10 protein-coding genes, 1 tRNA gene, 2 rRNA genes and 1 riboswitch are annotated in these 21,992 nt (G+C 45.4%); of the genes, 7 read left to right on the forward strand and 6 right to left on the reverse strand.

Features of this window, described 5'->3' with window-relative positions:
- Nucleotides 1-105 precede the first annotated feature (105 nt).
- From J4N43_RS01775 to J4N43_RS01785, 3 genes are all read left to right on the forward strand, one after another.
- Nucleotides 106-2,995: ribosomal RNA gene (locus tag J4N43_RS01775) — 23S ribosomal RNA — on the forward strand.
- A 93-nt stretch (nt 2,996-3,088) separates the two neighbouring features.
- A 5S ribosomal RNA gene (gene rrf / locus J4N43_RS01780) occupies nt 3,089-3,205 on the forward strand.
- Nucleotides 3,206-3,282: 77 nt separating this feature from the next.
- Nucleotides 3,283-3,359, forward strand: a tRNA-Asp gene (locus J4N43_RS01785).
- 757 nt (nt 3,360-4,116) lie between these two features.
- Here J4N43_RS01785 and J4N43_RS01790 read toward each other — a convergent pair.
- Nucleotides 4,117-5,433 (reverse strand): cation:proton antiporter, encoded by a 1,317-nt coding sequence (locus J4N43_RS01790; protein WP_158159806.1) that lies wholly within the window; start codon nt 5,431-5,433, stop codon nt 4,117-4,119.
- 191 nt (nt 5,434-5,624) lie between these two features.
- On the opposite strand from J4N43_RS01790, the gene metH reads away from it, so the two are divergent.
- The gene (metH, locus tag J4N43_RS01795; protein WP_158159805.1) at nt 5,625-9,305 is read left to right on the forward strand and encodes a methionine synthase; all 3,681 of its coding nucleotides are present in this window, start codon (nt 5,625-5,627) and stop codon (nt 9,303-9,305) included.
- 86 nt (nt 9,306-9,391) lie between these two features.
- On the opposite strand, the gene lysC is transcribed toward metH, so the two are convergent.
- The gene (gene lysC / locus J4N43_RS01800; RefSeq protein WP_017821324.1) at nt 9,392-10,744 is read right to left on the reverse strand and encodes a lysine-sensitive aspartokinase 3; all 1,353 of its coding nucleotides are present in this window, start codon (nt 10,742-10,744) and stop codon (nt 9,392-9,394) included.
- Between the two features lie 101 nt (nt 10,745-10,845).
- Nucleotides 10,846-11,024, reverse strand: a riboswitch (Lysine riboswitch).
- A gap of 220 nt (nt 11,025-11,244) precedes the next feature.
- On the opposite strand from lysC, the gene J4N43_RS01805 reads away from it, so the two are divergent.
- Nucleotides 11,245-12,366, forward strand: coding sequence for a pyridoxal-phosphate-dependent aminotransferase family protein (locus J4N43_RS01805; RefSeq protein ID WP_033907426.1), 1,122 nt, complete (start codon nt 11,245-11,247; stop codon nt 12,364-12,366).
- 59 nt (nt 12,367-12,425) lie between these two features.
- Here J4N43_RS01805 and J4N43_RS01810 read toward each other — a convergent pair whose 3' ends face one another.
- The 4 genes from J4N43_RS01810 to J4N43_RS01825 form a co-directional block, all read right to left on the reverse strand.
- A complete protein-coding gene (locus J4N43_RS01810; RefSeq protein ID WP_158159804.1) occupies nt 12,426-14,207 on the reverse strand; it encodes a PglL family O-oligosaccharyltransferase in 1,782 nt (593 codons plus the stop codon).
- Between the two features lie 67 nt (nt 14,208-14,274).
- Nucleotides 14,275-17,097 (reverse strand): excinuclease ABC subunit UvrA, encoded by a 2,823-nt coding sequence (gene uvrA / locus J4N43_RS01815; RefSeq protein WP_005381241.1) that lies wholly within the window; start codon nt 17,095-17,097, stop codon nt 14,275-14,277.
- Between the two features lie 149 nt (nt 17,098-17,246).
- Nucleotides 17,247-18,119, reverse strand: coding sequence for a UTP--glucose-1-phosphate uridylyltransferase GalU (gene galU / locus J4N43_RS01820; RefSeq protein WP_005381239.1), 873 nt, complete (start codon nt 18,117-18,119; stop codon nt 17,247-17,249).
- A 159-nt stretch (nt 18,120-18,278) separates the two neighbouring features.
- Nucleotides 18,279-18,923, reverse strand: a complete 645-nt coding sequence (locus J4N43_RS01825; protein ID WP_005381237.1) for a LuxR C-terminal-related transcriptional regulator — start codon at nt 18,921-18,923, stop codon at nt 18,279-18,281.
- A 277-nt stretch (nt 18,924-19,200) separates the two neighbouring features.
- On the opposite strand from J4N43_RS01825, the gene J4N43_RS01830 reads away from it, so the two are divergent.
- Both J4N43_RS01830 and csrD read left to right on the forward strand, forming a co-directional pair.
- Entirely contained in the window at nt 19,201-19,740 is a 540-nt protein-coding gene (locus J4N43_RS01830; RefSeq protein WP_005387798.1) for a single-stranded DNA-binding protein, read from the forward strand.
- Between the two features lie 242 nt (nt 19,741-19,982).
- Entirely contained in the window at nt 19,983-21,992 is a 2,010-nt protein-coding gene (gene csrD, locus J4N43_RS01835; RefSeq protein WP_158159803.1) for an RNase E specificity factor CsrD, read from the forward strand.

Below are 21,992 nucleotides of genomic sequence, written 5' to 3' on the forward strand. Positions count from 1 at the left end.
GTAAAGAGATGAGTCCGGCAAAATCGATATGTCTCTCGCTCATTCAAATAATGAGAGACAACTTTGGTGATTTGATTATCAACTCGAAACTCCTTCGGGTTGTATGGTTAAGTGACTAAGCGTACACGGTGGATGCCTTGGCAGTCAGAGGCGATGAAGGACGTATTAACTTGCGATAAGCCCAGATTAGGTAGTAAAAACCACTTGAGTCTGGGATTTCCGAATGGGGAAACCCAATACCATAAGGTATTACTGTTGAGTGAATACATAGCTCAACAGGGCGAACCGGGGGAACTGAAACATCTAAGTACCCCGAGGAAAAGAAATCAACCGAGATTCCGAAAGTAGCGGCGAGCGAAATTGGACTAGCCCTTAAGCTTTACACGCGTTAGACGAACAGCCTGGAAAGGCCGACGATACAGGGTGATAGTCCCGTAGTTGACGACGTGTGTTCAGTGAAATCGAGTAGGGCGGGACACGTGATATCCTGTCTGAATATGGGGGGACCATCCTCCAAGGCTAAATACTACTGACTGACCGATAGTGAACCAGTACCGTGAGGGAAAGGCGAAAAGAACCCCTGTGAGGGGAGTGAAATAGAACCTGAAACCGTGTACGTACAAGCAGTAGGAGCAGGCTTGTCCTGTGACTGCGTACCTTTTGTATAATGGGTCAGCGACTTATATTCAGTGGCAAGGTTAACCATCTAGGGGAGCCGTAGGGAAACCGAGTCTTAACTGGGCGTTCAGTCTCTGGATATAGACCCGAAACCAGGTGATCTAGCCATGGGCAGGTTGAAGGTTGAGTAACATCAACTGGAGGACCGAACCGACTAATGTTGAAAAATTAGCGGATGACTTGTGGCTAGGGGTGAAAGGCCAATCAAACCTGGAGATAGCTGGTTCTCCCCGAAAGCTATTTAGGTAGCGCCTCGGACGAATACTACTGGGGGTAGAGCACTGTTAAGGCTAGGGGGTCATCCCGACTTACCAACCCTTTGCAAACTCCGAATACCAGTAAGTACTATCCGGGAGACACACGGCGGGTGCTAACGTCCGTCGTGGAGAGGGAAACAACCCAGACCGCCAGCTAAGGTCCCAAATTACTACTAAGTGGGAAACGATGTGGGAAGGCTCAGACAGCCAGGATGTTGGCTTAGAAGCAGCCATCATTTAAAGAAAGCGTAATAGCTCACTGGTCGAGTCGGCCTGCGCGGAAGATGTAACGGGGCTAAGTAGTAAACCGAAGCTGCGGCAATGCACTTTAGTGCATTGGGTAGGGGAGCGTTCTGTAAGCGGTTGAAGGTGTGTGGTAACGCATGCTGGACGTATCAGAAGTGCGAATGCTGACATGAGTAACGATAAAGGGGGTGAAAAACCTCCTCGCCGGAAGACCAAGGGTTCCTGTCCAACGTTAATCGGGGCAGGGTAAGTCGACCCCTAAGGCGAGGCCGAAAGGCGTAGTCGATGGGAAACGGGTTAATATTCCCGTACTTCTTACAATTGCGATGGGGGGACGGAGAAGGCTAGGTGGGCCTGGCGACGGTTGTCCAGGTTCAAGTGCGTAGGCTGAGAAATTAGGTAAATCCGGTTTCTCTTAAGGCTGAGACACGACGTCGAGCATCTACGGATGTGAAGTCATTGATGCCATGCTTCCAGGAAAAGCCTCTAAGCTTCAGATTGTAAGGAATCGTACCCCAAACCGACACAGGTGGTCGGGTAGAGAATACCAAGGCGCTTGAGAGAACTCGGGTGAAGGAACTAGGCAAAATGGTACCGTAACTTCGGGAGAAGGTACGCTCTCGACGGTGAAGTCCCTCGCGGATGGAGCTATTGAGAGTCGCAGATACCAGGTGGCTGCAACTGTTTATTAAAAACACAGCACTGTGCAAAATCGCAAGATGACGTATACGGTGTGACGCCTGCCCGGTGCCGGAAGGTTAATTGATGGGGTTAGACTTCGGTCGAAGCTCTTGATCGAAGCCCCGGTAAACGGCGGCCGTAACTATAACGGTCCTAAGGTAGCGAAATTCCTTGTCGGGTAAGTTCCGACCTGCACGAATGGCGTAATGATGGCCACGCTGTCTCCACCCGAGACTCAGTGAAATTGAAATCGCTGTGAAGATGCAGTGTACCCGCGGCTAGACGGAAAGACCCCGTGAACCTTTACTACAGCTTGGCACTGAACATTGACCCTACATGTGTAGGATAGGTGGGAGGCTTTGAAGCGCAGTCGCTAGATTGCGTGGAGCCGTCCTTGAAATACCACCCTTGTAGTGTTGATGTTCTAACGTCGACCCCTTATCGGGGTTGCGGACAGTGCCTGGTGGGTAGTTTGACTGGGGCGGTCTCCTCCCAAAGCGTAACGGAGGAGCACGAAGGTGGGCTAATCACGGTTGGACATCGTGAGGTTAGTGCAATGGCATAAGCCCGCTTGACTGCGAGAATGACAATTCGAGCAGGTGCGAAAGCAGGTCATAGTGATCCGGTGGTTCTGAATGGAAGGGCCATCGCTCAACGGATAAAAGGTACTCCGGGGATAACAGGCTGATACCGCCCAAGAGTTCATATCGACGGCGGTGTTTGGCACCTCGATGTCGGCTCATCACATCCTGGGGCTGAAGTCGGTCCCAAGGGTATGGCTGTTCGCCATTTAAAGTGGTACGCGAGCTGGGTTTAGAACGTCGTGAGACAGTTCGGTCCCTATCTGCCGTGGGCGTTGGAGAATTGAAAGGGGCTGCTCCTAGTACGAGAGGACCGGAGTGGACGAACCTCTGGTGTTCGGGTTGTGTCGCCAGACGCATTGCCCGGTAGCTAAGTTCGGGATCGATAACCGCTGAAAGCATCTAAGCGGGAAGCGAGCCTTGAGATGAGTTCTCCCTGATACTTTAAGTATCCTAAAGGGTTGTCGTAGACTACGACGTTGATAGGCAGGGTGTGTAAGCGTTGTGAGGCGTTGAGCTAACCTGTACTAATTGCCCGTGAGGCTTAACCATACAACACCCAAGGGGTTTTGATGGACTCAATGAAAGAACATTGAATGTGTAAGAACGAGAATTAAAAAACAGCTTTCCAGATTAAAGAATTTGCTTGGCGACCATAGCGTTTTGGACCCACCTGACTTCCATGCCGAACTCAGAAGTGAAACGAAATAGCGCCGATGGTAGTGTGGGGCTTCCCCATGTGAGAGTAGGACATCGCCAGGCTTTAGTTTTATTTTCACTTTTTCGAAAAGTGAAGACAAAAGGGGACACTTGCTTATTAAAGCGAGTGATACCACTGCGGAGTGGTAGTTCAGTTGGTTAGAATACCGGCCTGTCACGCCGGGGGTCGCGGGTTCGAGTCCCGTCCACTCCGCCACTTACATTAAGCCTCAGTCGAAAGACTGAGGCTTTTTTCGTTTTGGTTCCCCGACTTACCTTAAATCCACTTTCATATTGAAACCTTGCATCTAGAGGCAGGCTTCCCTCTGGCTATGCTTTCTAAGCCCTGTTATGAGTGAAGTGGAACGCAGTTTTGTGTGGTTTCTGCAGTCTCGAGCGCTAGTTTTGAGCCTCTTCATTCACCAAAGCTCCTTTTATTCGATATTAGAAAATCTAGTTATGTGACAGAGTTTAATTGTTTGAAGTGTCGCTTGTTTCTAATTTGAAAACAGGACGACTTTGAATACAAGTTTAGTCTCACTGAGATCAAGAGGGAGGGGGGCTACATTTCTGTTAAGGCTTTGATCTACCTGAATGCTAGCTCAGTTTTATCTTGGTGAGGTTGCTAACCTGTTTGGGTTCTGAACGCAATTACCCTAAATGCCTCTTTCTCATAAAAATACAAACTCGCTCATTGCTAAGTATTGTGGAAGTTTAGCTTTGATGTTTGCGAGGAGCCTATATTGCCAAGGGAAGAGAAGTGATACAGATAAAAATGGGTAAATTAAAAGGCTCGTCTATGAATACTATCTATCAGCAATAGTTAGTATCTATGAAAATGTAGCGTAGCGATTCTTCGTATATTTGATGGTATATCAAAGAATAAGGAGCCTTCGTCCTTGAAGGGGAGTCTGAAAATTAGTTATGAAAAAAGCAGCTAGGTAGCTGCTTTTGATTTATTAAGTTACGTGTCTTTAAGAGTCCACTGTCTCCGTATGTTCCGGAGTGGTTATTGCTTGGTTGTTCTCTTCTGCTTTTGCTTTTTCAATCATTGGAGTGATTGTTGAGCCTTGAATGAGGATAGAGAAAACAACGACGGAGTAGGTCATTACAAGAATAATCTCTTTTACATCGATTAACTTATCTTGAATCACCCAAATACCAGATGGAATGGAAAGTGCCATTGCCAATGCAAGGCCCCCGCGTAAGCCGCCCCACGTCAAAATACGTACTGACCACGGGTTATATTTTCTGTAACGCTTAAAGCCAATGTACGAGAGAAATACGCTTAAATAGCGAGCTGCTAGTACAAGAGGGACTGAAATAGCCATCATGATCCAGTCTTCTTTGTGGAATTCAAACAGCAGCATCGACATGCCGATCAGTAGGAATAACACGCCATTCAAGAACTCATCAACAAGCTCCCAAAAATGGTCAAGGTGATCTTCACTCTCTTTTGAAAAGCCAATAAAGCGTGTCCAGTTGCCAATCATAATACCGGATACAACCATTGCTAGTGGGCCTGATACATGGATGTATTCAGCAAATGCGTAACCTGCTGTTGGGACACCAATGGTAAGTAACAATTCCATTGAGTGATCATCGGTGGCACTGATCAAGTAGTGGAATAGCAAACCGAGGACGAAACCATATGTGATACCACCGATAGCTTCTTGGATGAAGAGTAAGGTGACACTACCTACAGTTGGTGCCTCAGTGCCAAATGCAATCGTAAATAGAGTGACGAAGATAACCAAACCGAAGCCATCATTGAAGAGCGATTCTCCTTCAATCTGAGTGGAGATACGTTTAGGAGCATCGAGTTTTTTCACAATAGCCAATACAGCGATTGGGTCAGTTGGCGATATTAGAGCACCAAATAGTAAGCAGTAGACCAAATCAAATTGGATGCCAATTAACTGACAAAACCCATACAGCGCAAATCCAATAAAGAACGTAGAAAACAGTGTAGCTCCAAGGGCTAAAACAGTGATCTCCCACTTTTGATCTTTAAGGTTCGGGAGTTTGATGCCTAGTCCACCAGCAAATAGTAAGAAGCCAAGAATGCCTTTGAGCAAGAAATCTTCGAAGTTAATCCTTGTGACCGTCTCCGTTGCAATTTCGGTGAGATGGAACCAGTTGTTTTGACCCGCAATTAAGATTAGAAGTGAAAGCACCATTGAACCTGCGGTAATCGCAATGGTGGTTTGCATCTTTCCTATCTTGCTGTTTACAAAAGCAATTAGCATCGCAGCTGCGGATAGAAAACATAAAGTATGATAGACCGACATAGAGCTCTCTATTTGTAACATTTTATGAATGGAATTCTCGGCTGATGCTGCTTAAATAGCAAACATTTTTTCGTGATTATTTTGTAAGTTAAGAAGGAGATAAAATAATCATTAATTCCACGTTTAGACGTCTAGACTCCTGAAGTTTGTGTGATAGGATGGAAAGATAACTAAAGGAATGAGGCTGTACTGTGGGAAGTAACGTAAGACAACAGATTGAAGCTCAATTGAAGCAACGTATTCTTTTGATTGATGGTGGTATGGGAACCATGATTCAGGGATACAAACTTGAAGAGCAAGACTATCGAGGAACGCGCTTTGCGGATTGGCATTGTGATCTAAAAGGTAACAACGACCTGTTGGTTCTAAGTCAGCCTCAACTTATCAAGGAAATTCACGCTGCATATTTAGAAGCGGGTGCAGATATTCTCGAAACCAACACGTTTAACGCAACAACCATTGCGATGGCTGACTACGAGATGGAAAGCCTAAGTGAAGAAATTAACTTTGCAGCTGCCAAGCTTGCACGTGAAGTTGCAGACGAATGGACCGAAAAAACACCCGATAAACCGCGTTATGTCGCAGGGGTTTTAGGGCCGACGAACCGCACTTGTTCTATCTCTCCTGATGTAAACGACCCTGGATATCGAAATGTTTCTTTCGACGAGTTAGTTGAGGCTTACTCTGAATCGACTCGAGCGCTGATTAAAGGTGGTTCTGATCTTATTCTTATCGAGACCATCTTCGATACTCTTAACGCTAAGGCTTGTTCATTTGCTGTTGAAAGTGTGTTTGAAGAGATGGGCATTGAGTTACCTGTGATGATCTCGGGGACTATTACTGATGCTTCCGGTAGAACATTATCCGGTCAAACCACAGAAGCGTTTTACAACTCATTACGTCATGTTAAACCGATTTCATTTGGTTTGAACTGTGCACTTGGCCCGGATGAACTGCGTCCTTATGTTGAAGAGCTCTCGCGTATATCAGAATCTTTTGTTTCCGCTCACCCAAATGCTGGGCTTCCTAATGCATTCGGCGAATACGATTTGTCGCCAGAAGATATGGCTAAGCATGTTAAAGAGTGGGCTCAAAGTGGCTTTTTAAACTTGATTGGTGGGTGTTGTGGTACAACTCCTGAGCACATTCGCCAAATGGCACTCGCGGTTGAAAATATCGCCCCTCGTCAATTACCTGAACTTCCCGTTGCTTGTCGCTTGTCTGGCTTAGAGCCGCTCACGATTGATAAAGACTCTTTATTTATCAATGTCGGTGAGCGTACGAATGTAACCGGTTCTGCGCGTTTTAAGCGCTTGATTAAAGAAGAACTGTACGACGAAGCGCTCGATGTGGCTCGTCAACAAGTTGAAAATGGCGCTCAAATTATCGATATCAACATGGATGAAGGCATGTTGGATGCACAAGCTTGTATGGTTCGATTTTTAAACCTTTGTGCGTCAGAACCTGAAATATCCAAAGTACCAATCATGGTCGACTCTTCCAAGTGGGAGGTTATTGAAGCTGGTCTTAAGTGCATCCAAGGCAAAGGCATTGTTAACTCGATCTCTCTCAAAGAAGGCAAAGAGAAATTCGTTGAACAAGCTAAGTTGATCCGCCGTTACGGTGCGGCTGTGATTGTGATGGCGTTCGATGAGATTGGGCAAGCAGATACACGTGAGCGCAAAGTAGAAATTTGTACCAACGCTTACCGAATTCTTGTTGATGAAGTAGGCTTTCCACCAGAAGACATCATTTTTGACCCAAACATTTTTGCCATTGCTACGGGGATCGAGGAGCATAATAACTACGCGGTGGATTTCATTGAAGCCGTTGGCGATATCAAACGTGATTTACCACACGCGATGATCTCGGGTGGGGTTTCTAACGTCTCGTTCTCTTTCCGTGGCAATAACTATGTTCGCGAGGCGATTCATGCGGTATTCCTCTACCACTGTTTTAAGAATGGTATGGATATGGGGATCGTGAATGCGGGTCAGTTAGAAATCTACGATAACGTGCCTGAAAAATTGCGTGAGGCTGTGGAAGATGTCGTTCTTAACCGTCGTGATGACGCCACTGAGAGATTGTTAGATATCGCGGCGGAATATGCAGGCAAAGGGGTAGGTAAAGAGGAGGATGCCTCTGCACTTGAGTGGAGAACTTGGCCTGTTGAAAAGCGCTTAGAGCACGCGTTAGTGAAAGGAATAACTGAGTTCATCGTTGATGATACCGAAGAGGCTCGTGTCAACGCTTCAAAGCCATTAGAGGTGATTGAAGGCCCACTAATGGATGGGATGAACGTCGTCGGAGACTTGTTTGGTGAAGGTAAAATGTTCCTTCCTCAGGTCGTAAAATCTGCACGAGTGATGAAGCAAGCAGTCGCGCATCTGGAGCCCTACATCAATGCAGAAAAGCAGGTGGGACAAACAAACGGTAAGATTTTGCTAGCGACGGTCAAAGGTGATGTACATGATATCGGGAAAAATATCGTTGGCGTTGTATTGCAGTGCAATAACTACGAAATTATCGATCTTGGTGTCATGGTTCCTTGCGAAAAGATCTTAAAAGTAGCGCAAGAAGAAAACGTCGATATTATTGGTTTATCAGGGTTGATCACGCCTTCATTAGACGAAATGGTGCATGTTGCAAAAGAGATGGAGCGTCTCGACTTTAACTTACCTCTTCTCATCGGTGGCGCAACAACGTCAAAAGCCCATACAGCAGTTAAGATTGAGCAAAATTACAAGCATCCAGTGGTTTACGTGAACAACGCCTCACGTGCAGTGGGCGTATGTACTTCTCTTCTGTCAGATGAACGTCGCCCTGAATTTGTTGAAAAACTTGAAGCTGATTACGAACGAGTACGTGATCAACATAATCGAAAGAAACCGAGAACCAAACCAGTGACATTAGAAGCTGCTCAAGCGAATAAAGTTGCGATCGATTGGGAAGCTTATACTCCTCCAGTGCCTGTTAAGCCTGGCATTCATATCTTCGATGATTTTGATGTGGCTATATTACGTCAATACATTGATTGGACACCATTCTTTATGACTTGGTCACTTGTGGGTAAGTATCCAACAATTTTCCAACATGAAGAAGTTGGTGAAGAAGCAAAACGTTTATTCGAAGATGCCAACGAGATACTTGATCGAGTTGAGCGAGAAGGCCTGTTAAAAGCGCGTGGAATGTGTGGCTTATTCCCTGCTGCGAGCGTGGGGGACGACATTGAAGTTTATGCTGATGAAACTCGTACCGACGTTGTGAAAGTATTACGTAACTTGCGACAACAGACCGAGAAACCAAAAGGATTCAACTATTGTTTATCCGACTACATCGCACCTAAAGAGTCGGGTAAACATGATTGGATAGGGGCATTTGCTGTCACTGGTGGTATTGGTGAACGAGAGCTTGCTGATGAATACAAAGCACAGGGAGATGATTACAACGCAATTATGATTCAAGCGGTGGCGGATCGCCTAGCCGAAGCGTTTGCTGAGTATTTGCATGAGCGTGTCCGTAAAGAAATTTGGGGTTATGCAGCTGATGAAGATTTATCTAACGATGATCTCATTCGTGAAAAATACCAAGGTATTCGCCCTGCGCCGGGTTATCCCGCGTGTCCTGAACATACTGAAAAAGGACCGCTTTGGGAGTTACTTAATGTGGAAGAGAACATTGGTATGACTCTAACCTCCAGCTATGCAATGTATCCGGGCGCGTCAGTCTCTGGTTGGTATTTCTCTCATCCTGACTCACGTTACTTTGCGATCGCACAGATCCAAGAAGATCAGCTAGAGAGTTACGCCGATCGTAAGGGGTGGGATAGGATCGAGGCTGAAAAATGGTTAGGGCCAAATATTAACGGTTAAATTGATGTTTACCTCGTCCAAATGTAACAACTAATGAAACGACAAAGGGCTGCAGATACGCAGCCCTTTGTTTTATTGAGTTGAACTTACTTCTCAAACAACTCAGTGTGGAGTTTTTGTATGGCTTGTTTCGATACCGATTCATGGAGCAAGAAGCATAAGTTGTGAGGGCTAGCGCCATAACAAATCATGCGTAGGTTAAAATCTTCTAGCGTGCCAAAAACCTGTTTCGCGTAGCCTTTACTCTCACTCATGTTGTTTCCAATGAGAGCAACGAGGCATAGGTCATGTTCAACTTCTACCTTACATAACTCTTCTAACTCTTCTCGTGCAGCTTGCGGCAGCTGCGGCGCGCCGCCGGATGTATCGGTTTGATCAAGTGTTAACGATACACTGATTTCAGATGTCGTGATCAAATCGACAGAGATCTTATGCTTTGCAAGGATCTCAAAGACCTTTGCTAAAAAACCGTATGCGTGGAACATATTGGCGCTGCGTAGCGTTACCATGGTTTGGTTACAACGCAAAGCTAGCGCACGGAATAACGGTGAGCTTTCGACTTGGTGGCGAATCCAAGTTCCCCCTTTTTCTGGCTCTTTCGATGACCCTACAAATACCGGAATGTCGTGGCGCAATGCGGGTACTAGCGTAGAAGGGTGAAGGATTTTAGCGCCAAAGTTAGCCATTTCTGAAGCTTCACTAAAGCTGATCTCGGGAATTGGTGAGGCTTTTGGTGCAATTCGCGGGTCTGTTGTGTAGATACCCGGAACATCAGTCCAGATTTCTAGCCCTGCCGCTTTAACGCTCTCAGCAATTAAGGCGGCGCTGTAATCGCTGCCCCCTCGACCTAATGTTGTTGTATTACCGGCTTCGTCAGATCCTATGAAGCCTTGAGTAACAACAACGGATTGTTGGCAAAGTGGTACGAGTTTATCTTGCGCAAGCGTCGAAATTGCTTCAATGTTTGGCTCCGCGCGACCAAAGTTGTCATCAGTACGCAGCACATCGCGGATATCAAAGCGCACAGCTTGAATGCCTCGCTCACACATTAACTGAGTTAGAATATGCGTCGACATGAGTTCGCCACATGCGACTAAATGATCGGTTAACTTCGCACTAGCTTGGATAGATGCAGCCTCGGCCAGGCTGGTTACGGTATCTAATATGCCATACACCTCGGCAGCAGTTTTCGTGCTGTCTTCGAGCTGAGTTAAAATGGCGTCATGAATGTTGGCCAGATTTTGCAGCAGCTCAGTACGGTGCGTTTGATCCTGAACACCGTTGGCGAGTTCTACCAATAGGTTGGTGACGCCAGAGCAAGCGCTGCTCACGACCAGGCGAGTATTTGGATTGTTTTCGATAATGGTGGCGCAACGACTCATTGCCTCAAAGTTGGCAACACTGGTTCCACCGAATTTAGCTACGTTAAATGCGCTCACTGCGTTCTCCCACGACTTCCTAAAAAATTGTACATCCAATGTTTAGTGAGAAAAGGAACAGAGCAAAAAGAGAGGTATTTAGAATGCTATTTGAAAAATTTACCCTCAGAAGCCCTTCATCAGACTGCGCTGATGACAGTTGATGGGATTCAGCCCAATTCAACCGACAAGTCAAATCCTGCAACTTTGACTTACCTCGGCACTACTCCCCCTCAATGATTGGTGTTGGAATTGCGGTTCCACAAATCATCTACCTGGGTAGCGCTCCTCTTCTACATAAAGCTCAAACATTGAACGGTTTTGAGGCCTTAATGTCAATCAATATTTCAACCTTTATGGTGTTTTTTATTAACGATTTTGTGACACTGGTTTGACCTCCATACTTACGGCTAATTGCTGATAGAGGAAAAATCTATTAGGGTGAAGAACCCTACACCTGAGCCATGTTATTGAATAGAACTTTTAGAATGCTCAGGATAAAAGATAATCAAGGAGCTGACATGTCGATCCAAAGCTTTATTCCGCCTCACCGTATTTTAATGGGACCTGGTCCTTCTGATATTTATCCTCAAGTGTTACAAGCACTAAGCCGTCCTACGGTAGGTCACCTTGATCCTCTGTTTATCGGTATGATGGATGAGCTCAAGCAGCTATTGAAGTATGCCTTTCAAACTGACAATGAATTCACTATTGCGGTTTCAGCCCCTGGTAGTGCAGGGATGGAAACCTGCTTTGTAAACTTGATCGAGAAAGGCGACAAAGTGATCGTCTGCCGTAACGGTGTATTTGGTGAACGCATGCGCGAAAATGTCGTCCGTGCTGGTGGTGAAGTTGTTATCGTCGATGATGAATGGGGGACGCCTGTTTCCATTGATAAAGTCGAGCAAGCACTCGAACAGCACCCAGATACAAAAATTCTTGCTTTTGTGCATGCGGAAACCTCAACTGGTGCAGTCAGTGATGCTCAAGCATTGGGTAAGCTGGCGAAACAGCATAATGCATTATCTATTGTTGATGCGGTGACGTCACTTGGTGGTGTGCCGTTAAAAGTGGATGAATGGCAACTGGATGCGGTTTACTCTGGTAGTCAAAAATGTTTGTCATGTGTACCTGGGCTCTCACCAGTGACGTTTTCTCCTGCCGCGATTGAAAAGATTCAAGCAAGAACAACACCAGTACAGAGTTGGTTCCTCGATCAGAGTTTAGTTTTGGGGTATTGGAGTGGAGAAGGCAAGCGTAGTTACCATCATACGGCGCCAGTTAATAGCTTGTATGCGCTTCATGAAGCTTTATTGATACTGAAAAATGAAGGATTAGAAAACGCTTGGGCTCGTCACCAACTGATGCATGAAAAACTCAAAAATGGCTTACAAAAGTTAGGCTTTGAATTTGTTGTGGACGAAGCCCATCGGTTGCCACAATTAAATGCGATTTACGTGCCTGAAGGAGTTGATGAAGCAAAAGTTCGTGCTCACTTGCTAGAAACCTATAACCTAGAAATTGGTGCAGGCCTTGGGGCATTAGCTGGTAAAGCGTGGCGTATTGGCTTAATGGGTTACGGCGCTCGATCTGAAAACGTTGCGCTGTGCTTAAAAGCGTTAGAAGAGTCACTCACTGAATAAAATCATACAGCAATGAGATAAAGAAAAGCGAAGGTCATCCCTTCGCTTTTTGGTATTTATTACTCAGCTCCTGAAGTGGGGGCTGGTGAGGCAGATATTGCTTGAGAAGGTGGCTGGTAATTGACGTCATTGAAATCAATCTTCGGGAACAAAAACTGCGCTTCAGCTCTAATTTGCTCCGCTTTACTTGAGTCATCTAAGCCTTGGTAGGCCAAAATCAAATTATTATAAAATGCAGGGCGAGGCTTATCTTTGATGATTTTTAGCGACCAATCGATATAAGGCTGAATCAAGGTTGCGTCTTGTTGGTACAGCCCAAGGTTTAAAAACGTGCTATAGACATCCCAATCAAACCTGTCTTTCCAAACTACAGGGTTACTGACTTGATTCAGAATATCAGGGTTAGTTGGTCTAGTGGTCTCAAACTTCGTCAATACATAATTCGTATGTAATGCGCTTACCATGTAAAACGTAAACGCAACGGGAAGTACCAAACTAAAAACACGCAGCAAGCTTTTGGTTACATTACTAAAGCCGACTTGTCGATAACGAGAGACGCGCTGATCGACCCAGTACAGTAGGATAACGAAGATCAACCAATGCACGAGAGAGTGGTAGAAAGGGTATTCCAGTTGTGAGTGCAATACGATAGGTATAAACAAGGCCAGCAACGCAAGACGAGTTCCGCGTTTGGCTTGATAGATTCGATACAGTACCAGTGCCATCGCTAAGAAGATGCCGAGTATTGGCAGCAAGCCACCTTCTACTCCCCAGTAAAGCAGCTCGTTATGCGGATGATCCATGGCTGGCAAACCAGCTGGGTAATTCTCATTTAGGGCATGTTGACGAGCCGTATACAGCATGTACTCAGATTCAAACTTGCCATATCCATAACCAGTAAAAGGCTTTTCAATCACCATGTCTAATGTTTGCGGAAAAGTATACGCTCGAGGAGACTCCATATTTACTTTTTCTGCGGCTAACCCACCTCCATCAGGAAAGGCAAGATGCATGACAACGACTGAGAGTAAGAGCCCACTTACAAGTGACACAACCCAGCGGATAAAGCGCCCTTTGGTTGCAAAGCGGTACATGTATGGAATGACCAACAACACGGCGATGACCGAGGCTAACCAACCAGTGCGTGAAGCCAACGCCACAATTAGTGGTAAAGTTAAAACTGGCACGGCATAGAGAAGGTAAACATCACTTAACTTACGGTCGTATTTGTAGGGCTGACGTGCAAGTAAATAGCTGGCAATCACCAACCCTGTCGCAAGAAAGCTGGCCATTACATTGGGCTGTTGGAAAATACCATAAGGACGATTGGCCACCGTGTCGTAACCAAACGGATTGCCTGGTTTGAGATACAGATATTGTGCCAGACCAAAAATGGCTTCGATAACAACCGCAAGGACAATGAACCATAATAGGCGTTGGCGATGTTTATTACTGAAATGAAATTGTTGTAAAACAATAAAGAACAGGACACCACACCACAGGCCAATGAGCTTATTGGCTGCCAAACTGCTATTCGCATTTGGGTACAGAATGGGCACCGTCATGATAAGAGCACTAATGAACAAGCCGATGGTTAGTTTTGAGTAACGTAGTACTCGATTATTCGCAAGTTGGTAACACCCAATGCCTAATGCAAAGCTAAAAGCAATCCAAGTTGTCGCATTGAACGAAAGCGAAAGCCCCGAACCGCCGGGGTTGGGCATGAAAAAGTGCATTGCCAACACAAATAGTGTTGCCAAGGCAATGAGAAACTTGCGATTGAGGGGAACCTGTACTTTTTCGGGAGAAAGCTTTGTTCCACTTACATGTATAGTAGCCATAGTTATTGCGTTGTTTTGAATGAAAAAAGACCAGCACTTGCTGGTCTCGATACTTTACCTGTTTTTTCTACTTCAACATAGGCTTGAGGAAGTGAGCTGTGTGCGAACCCTCGATTTGCGACACATCTTCCGGAGTGCCTTGAGCGATTATCTCGCCGCCACCCTGACCCCCTTCAGGACCAAGATCGATAATCCAGTCCGCAGTCTTAATGACGTCCAGGTTATGCTCGATCACCACGACAGTATTTCCGTGGTCGCGAAGTCTGTGCAGTACAGTGAGCAACTGCTGGATATCATGGAAGTGAAGGCCGGTTGTTGGTTCATCCAAAATGTACAAGGTTTTTCCTGTATCACGTTTGGATAGCTCTCGCGCCAGTTTCACACGCTGTGCTTCACCACCGGAGAGTGTTGTTGCCGCTTGACCCAATCGTATGTACGACAAACCGACATCCATCAGTGTTTGTAGTTTGCGAGCGATGGCAGGAACTGGATCGAAGAAGGTGCGTGCATCTTCGACCGTCATTTCTAGCACTTCATCAATAGTTTTACCTTTGTAACGTACTTCGAGCGTTTCACGGTTGTAGCGTTTACCTTTACACACATCACATGGCACATAAACATCTGGTAGGAAGTGCATTTCTACTTTGATAACACCGTCACCCTGACAGGCCTCACAACGACCACCGCGTACGTTAAAACTAAAACGGCCCGGTTTGTAACCGCGAGAACGCGACTCCTGTGTGCCTGCAAACAGTTCACGGATTGGGGTAAAGATCCCCGTGTAGGTTGCAGGGTTAGAGCGAGGTGTACGGCCAATTGGGCTTTGATCGATATCGATGACTTTATCGAAGTGCTCTAGACCTTTAATCGATTTATAAGGCGAAGGCTGAGCCGTTGTCGCTCCGTTAAGTTGGGTATGCGCAATTTTAAAGAAAGTATCATTAATCAGCGTTGATTTACCTGAGCCAGATACCCCTGTAATACAGCTGAATAACCCAACAGGAATTGAAAGGTTAACGTTTTTAAGGTTATTACCTGTTGCGCCTAATAGCTCAACCGTTTTTTTCGGATCTCGCGGCGTGCGATCTTTCGGTACTGCGATTTCTTTAACACCACTTAAGTACTGACCTGTCAGAGAATTCGGATTCGCGACTATCTCTTCCATGGTGCCTTCCGCAACAACATTACCACCATGTACGCCAGCACCAGGACCAATATCTATGACATGATCTGCACAGCGAATCGCATCTTCATCGTGTTCTACCACAAGTACGGTATTACCTAAATCGCGCAAGTGAGTGAGCGTTTTTAATAAGCGTTCATTATCACGCTGGTGGAGACCAATCGACGGTTCGTCCAGAACATACATCACACCAACAAGACCCGCCCCAATTTGGCTTGCTAAACGAATACGTTGAGCTTCACCGCCTGATAAGGTTTCTGCACTGCGTGATAAGTTTAGGTAGTTCAAACCGACGTTAACTAAGAATTGCAGGCGGTCGTTGATTTCCTTCATCACTTTTTCAGCGATTTGGGCGCGTTGACCTTCCAGTTTCAAGGAATGGAAGAATTCCAATGCATCAGCAATGCTGAGTTCAACAATCTCAGGTAGTGTCGTATCAGCAATAAACACGTTACGTGCTTCGAGGCGTAGACGAGTACCGCCACAGCTTGAACAAGATTTAGTGGAGATGTATTTTGCAAGCTCTTCACGGACAGAGTTGGACTCTGTATCACGATAGCGACGTTCTAGGGTATTCAGAATACCTTCGAATGGATGGCGTTTAACGCGAATATCGCCACGATCGTTGATGTATTTAAACTCAATCTCAGTACGACCTGAGCCCTTTAGAATGACATCTTGCGTTTTCTTTGGCAGAGAATTAAAAGGGGCATGGAGGTCAAAACCATAATGATCGGCCAATGAGGTGAGCATTTGGAAGTAGTAGTAGTTCTTTTGATCCCAACCGCGAATCGCACCTTGTGCCAAGCTTAATGAATCATCTTGAATGACTCGGCTTGGATCGAAGTATTGTTGAACACCCAAGCCATCACAAGTGCCACATGCACCAGCAGGGTTGTTGAATGAGAAAAGTCGCGGCTCTAACTCTTGCATGCTGTAACCACATTGTGGACAAGCGAAGTTGGCGGAGAAAATAATCTCTTCACCGTCGCCATCCATTGGCGCGACAACCGCAATTCCGCCTGATAATTCGAGCGTGGTCTCGAAAGATTCGGCCAAGCGCTGTTGTAAGTCTGGACGAACTTTAAAGCGGTCTACCACCACTTCAATGGTGTGCTTTTTATGTAGCTCAAGGGTTGGAGGATCGGAAAGATCGCAAGTTTCTCCATCAATACGCGCACGAATAAAGCCTTGAGCCGCTAAGTTCTCAAGCGTTTTAACATGCTCACCTTTACGTTCTTTGACAATAGGTGCCAATAGCATCATTTTGCTGCCTTCCGGCATCTCTAGGACTTTGTCCACCATTTGACTGATGGTTTGCGCAGCAAGAGGGGCATGGTGCGTTGGACAGCGGGGTTCGCCCACACGAGCATACAATAGACGTAAGTAGTCGTAGACTTCGGTAATTGTACCGACGGTTGAACGCGGGTTATGAGAAGTAGATTTCTGTTCAATAGAAATCGCAGGTGATAACCCTTCAATGTGGTCGACATCGGGTTTTTCCATCAGAGACAAAAACTGACGAGCGTAGGCAGAGAGAGACTCTACGTAGCGTCGTTGGCCTTCTGCATACAATGTATCGAAAGCGAGAGAGGATTTACCGGAGCCACTTAGTCCAGTAATGACAATCAGTTTATCGCGAGGGATTGTAAGATTAATGTCTTTAAGGTTATGGGTTCGGGCACCGCGAACTTCTATTTTATCCATCGTTTTTGCTCTATGTATAACCAAGTGGGGCAAGTATTACATAGTGTGAGAAATGTGCAAAGAAAATTACTGGATAAAAAAACAGTAAAGTAAAAAGCCCAGCGTTGTGCTGGGCTTTCGATACAGTAATTTCGTACTATAACGATGCTTTATACTGCTTTTTGTGTTGCGTGCTTACCTAGCTCAGAGGTTTTTTCATCTTTTAGATACAGGTTTTCAAAACAATAGTTAGTTGCTTCGATGTAACCTTCAACGCTACCACAGTCAAAGCGTTTGCCCTTGAATTTGTAAGCCAATACACAGCCCGCTTTTGCTTGTTTTAGCAGCGCGTCAGTGATTTGAATTTCACCACCTTTACCTGGTTCGGTGTTTTCAATCAGTTCAAAAATATCGGGAGTCAGGATGTAGCGGCCAATGATAGCAAGGTTGCTAGGTGCCGTGCCTTTCTCTGGTTTTTCTACCATGTCGTCTACGCGATAGATGTCGTCTTTGATCATTTCACCAGAGATAACGCCGTATTTGTGCGTTTCTTCGGCTGGTACTTCTTGCACTGCAACGATAGAACAGCGGAACTGCTTAAATAGTGCCACCATCTGAGCCAGTACGCCCTCTTGCTCGTTCACACAAAGGTCATCAGCAAGAACAACAGCAAATGGCTCATCGCCTACCAATTCTCGTCCAGTTAGAATCGCGTGGCCCAAGCCTTTCATTTCGCGTTGACGTATATAAGTGAAGTTTGCAGATTCAATGATTTCACGGATATCTACCAACAGCTCTTCTTTGTTGGTACCGCTAATCTGATGTTCCAGTTCGTAGTTCTTATCAAAGTGGTCCATGATCGAGTGCTTGCCACGGCCTGTCACAATACACATGCCGTTCATACCAGCTTGGATTGCTTCTTCGACACCGTATTCAATAAGCGGTTTGTTCACGACTGGCATCATCTCTTTTGGCATAGATTTCGTTGCCGGTAGGAAGCGTGTGCCATAGCCTGCAGCAGGGAACAGACATTTTTTTATCATTGGGGGAATATCCTATCTCGTTTTTATCAAGAATCTGCGCATAACTTTAACACGAGAGGTATCAATGAATCATGAATAAAGTAGGAAAAAATGTGAGACTCGGTGCGGAAAAAAGATGAGCGACTCGTCATTTCAGTTATCAGAGCCGCTCACATTGCATCAAGACATTAAGTTTTGGTCTGCCCAGGCGATTGCCTGTACTCGGTTCTTTACGGATAGCTTTTTGAATATCTGATACAAGTGCGATTTGATGGTGAATTCACTGACGAATAACTCCTCGGCCATCTGACTGTTCGAGGCGCCAGCTTGTAGGCAACGCAGTACTTGTAGCTCACGAATGGTTAGGTCTACCGTAGCTGGTGCAGTATGAGTATTAATGACATTGCGGTAATAGTGTAAAAGTTGACTGGTTACATTACGCGGCAGCCAGTTTTGACCGTTAACAATGCCTTTTAACCCTTCTCCAATTTGCTCTAGCGTATCTTCAGAATAAAACACACCTTTTAATTGACCAAATGAAAGAAGTTCATCCGTGGTTAGTCTTTTAGGCACGTTGAAGACAACGGTTTCAAAGTTTTTCCATACAAGAGGCAAGTTTTTGATCGATTGAACAAGTGATTTATGTTCACTGAAGTCGATCAGTAGAATTTTATTACGGTGTTGTGGCTTGGCTTCCATGAGTGCTGCGGTTGAAATCACCGGGATGCTCATATCAACGTACTTTTCGAGTGCCGCCACTTTTTTTTGCGCATTATCTTCCATGCTGATCAGAAATAGCTTTCTTGCGTAAGCCGACTTTCTCACGTGTTCCAATCTCCCTGGGTTCAATAGAAGCCATAAACTGGCATTAAAGAGAGGCCATAACCATCGCTTTACTGAATAAATGCGTTCGAATTCAAAGCTTCACGAAACGATGTCTGCAACGCGAATCAAAAATGCTACACACGTAAGTTGAAATACGATTTGGGTTCTAGAGGATGACTCAATAGATCACAATGGTATTAGACTTTAATCAAAACATTAAAGCGTGCTATTCTAATGCGCTAAAATTTTATATATCCAGAGTGAAACGGAGCACATCATGGCCAGCCGTGGAATTAACAAAGTTATTTTGGTGGGGAATCTAGGTAACGACCCTGAAATTCGTTACATGCCGAATGGCGGTGCAGTAGCAAACATTACTATTGCGACTTCTGATTCATGGCGTGATAAAGCGACTGGCGAACAGCGCGAAAAAACGGAATGGCACCGTGTTGTGTTGTTCGGCAAACTTGCGGAAGTAGCAGGTGAGTACTTGCGTAAAGGCTCTCAAGTTTACATTGAAGGGCAACTGCAAACTCGCAAATGGCAAGATCAAAGTGGCCAAGATCGCTACTCAACTGAGGTAGTTGTTCAAGGCTTCAATGGTGTGATGCAAATGCTTGGCGGTCGTGCTCAAGGTGGCGGCGCACCTATGGGCGGTCAACAGCAGCAGCAAGGTGGATGGGGTCAGCCTCAACAGCCAGCTCAGCAGCAGTACAATGCGCCTCAGCAACAGCAACCACAACAACAGGCTCCGCAGCAACCACAGCAGCAGTACAATGAGCCACCAATGGATTTTGACGACGATATCCCGTTCTAAATTCTGCTTATGCTTGAATCGAAAAGGCCGCGAATATCGCGGCCTTTTTTATTGTCGCAATCTAATGATTTCACAGGCTTCTCTTGGCAAGGTTAGGCGTAACAATAAAACTTATCAATGAGTGTGATTTTCTTTATGCTCCAGCCTCTCACTATCAGACTAATCCGATTGTTTGATGAACTCTTATCAAGTATAAATATTTCAATAAGGTATATGATGAATAAAAAAGGAATTTGGTATTCATGAGGTATACCCCAACTCTTAAGTTAAGCACACGGCTGGTGGCCTTTGTCACCATGATCGTTATCTGCGCCATGTTTATCTTGTTTGTCGGTGGCACCCTCTCTTTTAAACGTCTTGGGCAGGAATATCTCACCCATTATTTAGAAGGGATCGTAGAGGTGGTCGACAAGGAGATGGAAGATCCTGACGCCGCTTATTCTATGCAGCGCTGGATGCCGAAAATGCTGCAGGCTTCCAATATTGTCGAAATGACGTTGTCGACCAACAACGCCGTTGTTTATCGCTTCAAAGATACTTCTCATCAAATGGAAGCGTCAGTCTTGTTTGAGGCAGAGTATCAGCTGACTCACAATCAAGATTACACGATTCACTTTAAAGCAATTCCCCCTTACTTAGGTTACAGCTACTCAATGCAGGCGCTTTGGTCGATCACGCTTGCCGTTGTATTGATCATCTTCTGCTTAATGCGCGGCGTGGCATGGCTTAAGGAGCAATTAGAAGGCTCCGAAATGCTCGAAGAGCGAGGCAGAATGATCCTGGCTGGTAGGGTGGAGCAGTATGCCAAAGGTGACAAAAAAGAATGGCCTTACACCGCCAGTGAAGCGCTCGATGTATTAATCGAAGAGTTACAAGATGCGCGTCAAGAGCGAAGCCGATTTGATACCTTTATTCGAACTCAAACCTTCCTTGATAAGCTAACCGGTACCGCTAACCGAGTGTTATTTGATAGCAAGTTGGAATCGGCGTTACTAGAAAGTGGGGCTCGCGGCGCCGTGTTGCTAGTGCGTATTCAAGACTGGAAACTGGTTGAAGAAGAGCAAGATAAGCAAATTACGGATGAGTTTATTGTTGAAGTTGGGAGTTTATTGTCCAATTTAGTTCAACGATACCCAGATGTTGTATTTTCCCGTTATTACGATGCTGATTTTGCGCTTTTTCTACCGCACCAAAGTGCGAAAGATGTGGCTAACCTTGCCTCGCAATGCATTCGCCAGTTAGAAAAGTTAATGCCGCCAGAGCCACTTGATCCAGACAACTGGTGCCATATTGGCATCACCACTTATAAAGAAGGTGAGCGACACAGCCAAATCATTGATGAAGCCGAGACTGCTTTGCGTAGTGCGCAACTACAAAATAACAATAATTGGAGTCGCTTCAAAAAATGGAACCACGATGAAGAAGCTCGCGGAAGTGTGAGGTGGAGAACGTTATTTGACACAGCACTTACACCTGAAAGTGTGATACTCTACGCACAATCTGTGCACCCAATAAGTGACGCGACGCATAAAAAATCATTATATGAAGAGTTAACATGTCGGATTCGCGATCCTGAGAATGGGATTGTTAAAGCGTCTCGGTTCATTTCTGCGATCAGACAGGTTGGTTATGAAGCGCAAATGGATAAGTCGGTTATTAATAAATTCTTAAGAGAGTTTAAGGGTAATTTTGATAACTCAAGATCGTATGCGCTCAATTTGAATGTAACGCCATTTTCTAACCGAGAGTACTTTAAATGGTTTCGTGATGAACTCTTACAGTTGTCACGTGAGCAGAGAAAGTGTCTCAGTTTTGAGTTTGTTGAAGCACAATTTGTAAGACACTTAGACTTTATGCGACCAGTCGCTAAAATGCTGGCCGGTTTAGGGTGCCACTTAATGGTTGGGCAGGCTGGGCGTACCATCGTCAGCACTCACTATTTAAAAGAAGTGGACATTCGTTACCTTAAACTTCATCGCAGTTTAGTAGCAAAAATCGACCAACGACATGAAAACCAGCTATTTGTCCGCAGTATGCTAGGTGCGGCGGCAAACAGTAAAACTAAAATTATAGCAGTGGGAATTGAGAATCAGAACGAGCTCAACACATTAATTGAGCTCGGGGTTTATGGTGGGCAAGGGCGTTACTTTTCTGCGGAGCAGCAGTTTCTTCCTCGTCCCCAAGCGTTGCCGAATTCTCAATCAGAATCCCAAGTTAAATTGGGAAGACGAAATCGCTGGCGGAAAAAATAA

Source organism: Vibrio sp. SCSIO 43009, from assembly GCF_023716525.1.
Lineage (GTDB): Bacteria > Pseudomonadota > Gammaproteobacteria > Enterobacterales > Vibrionaceae > Vibrio > Vibrio alginolyticus.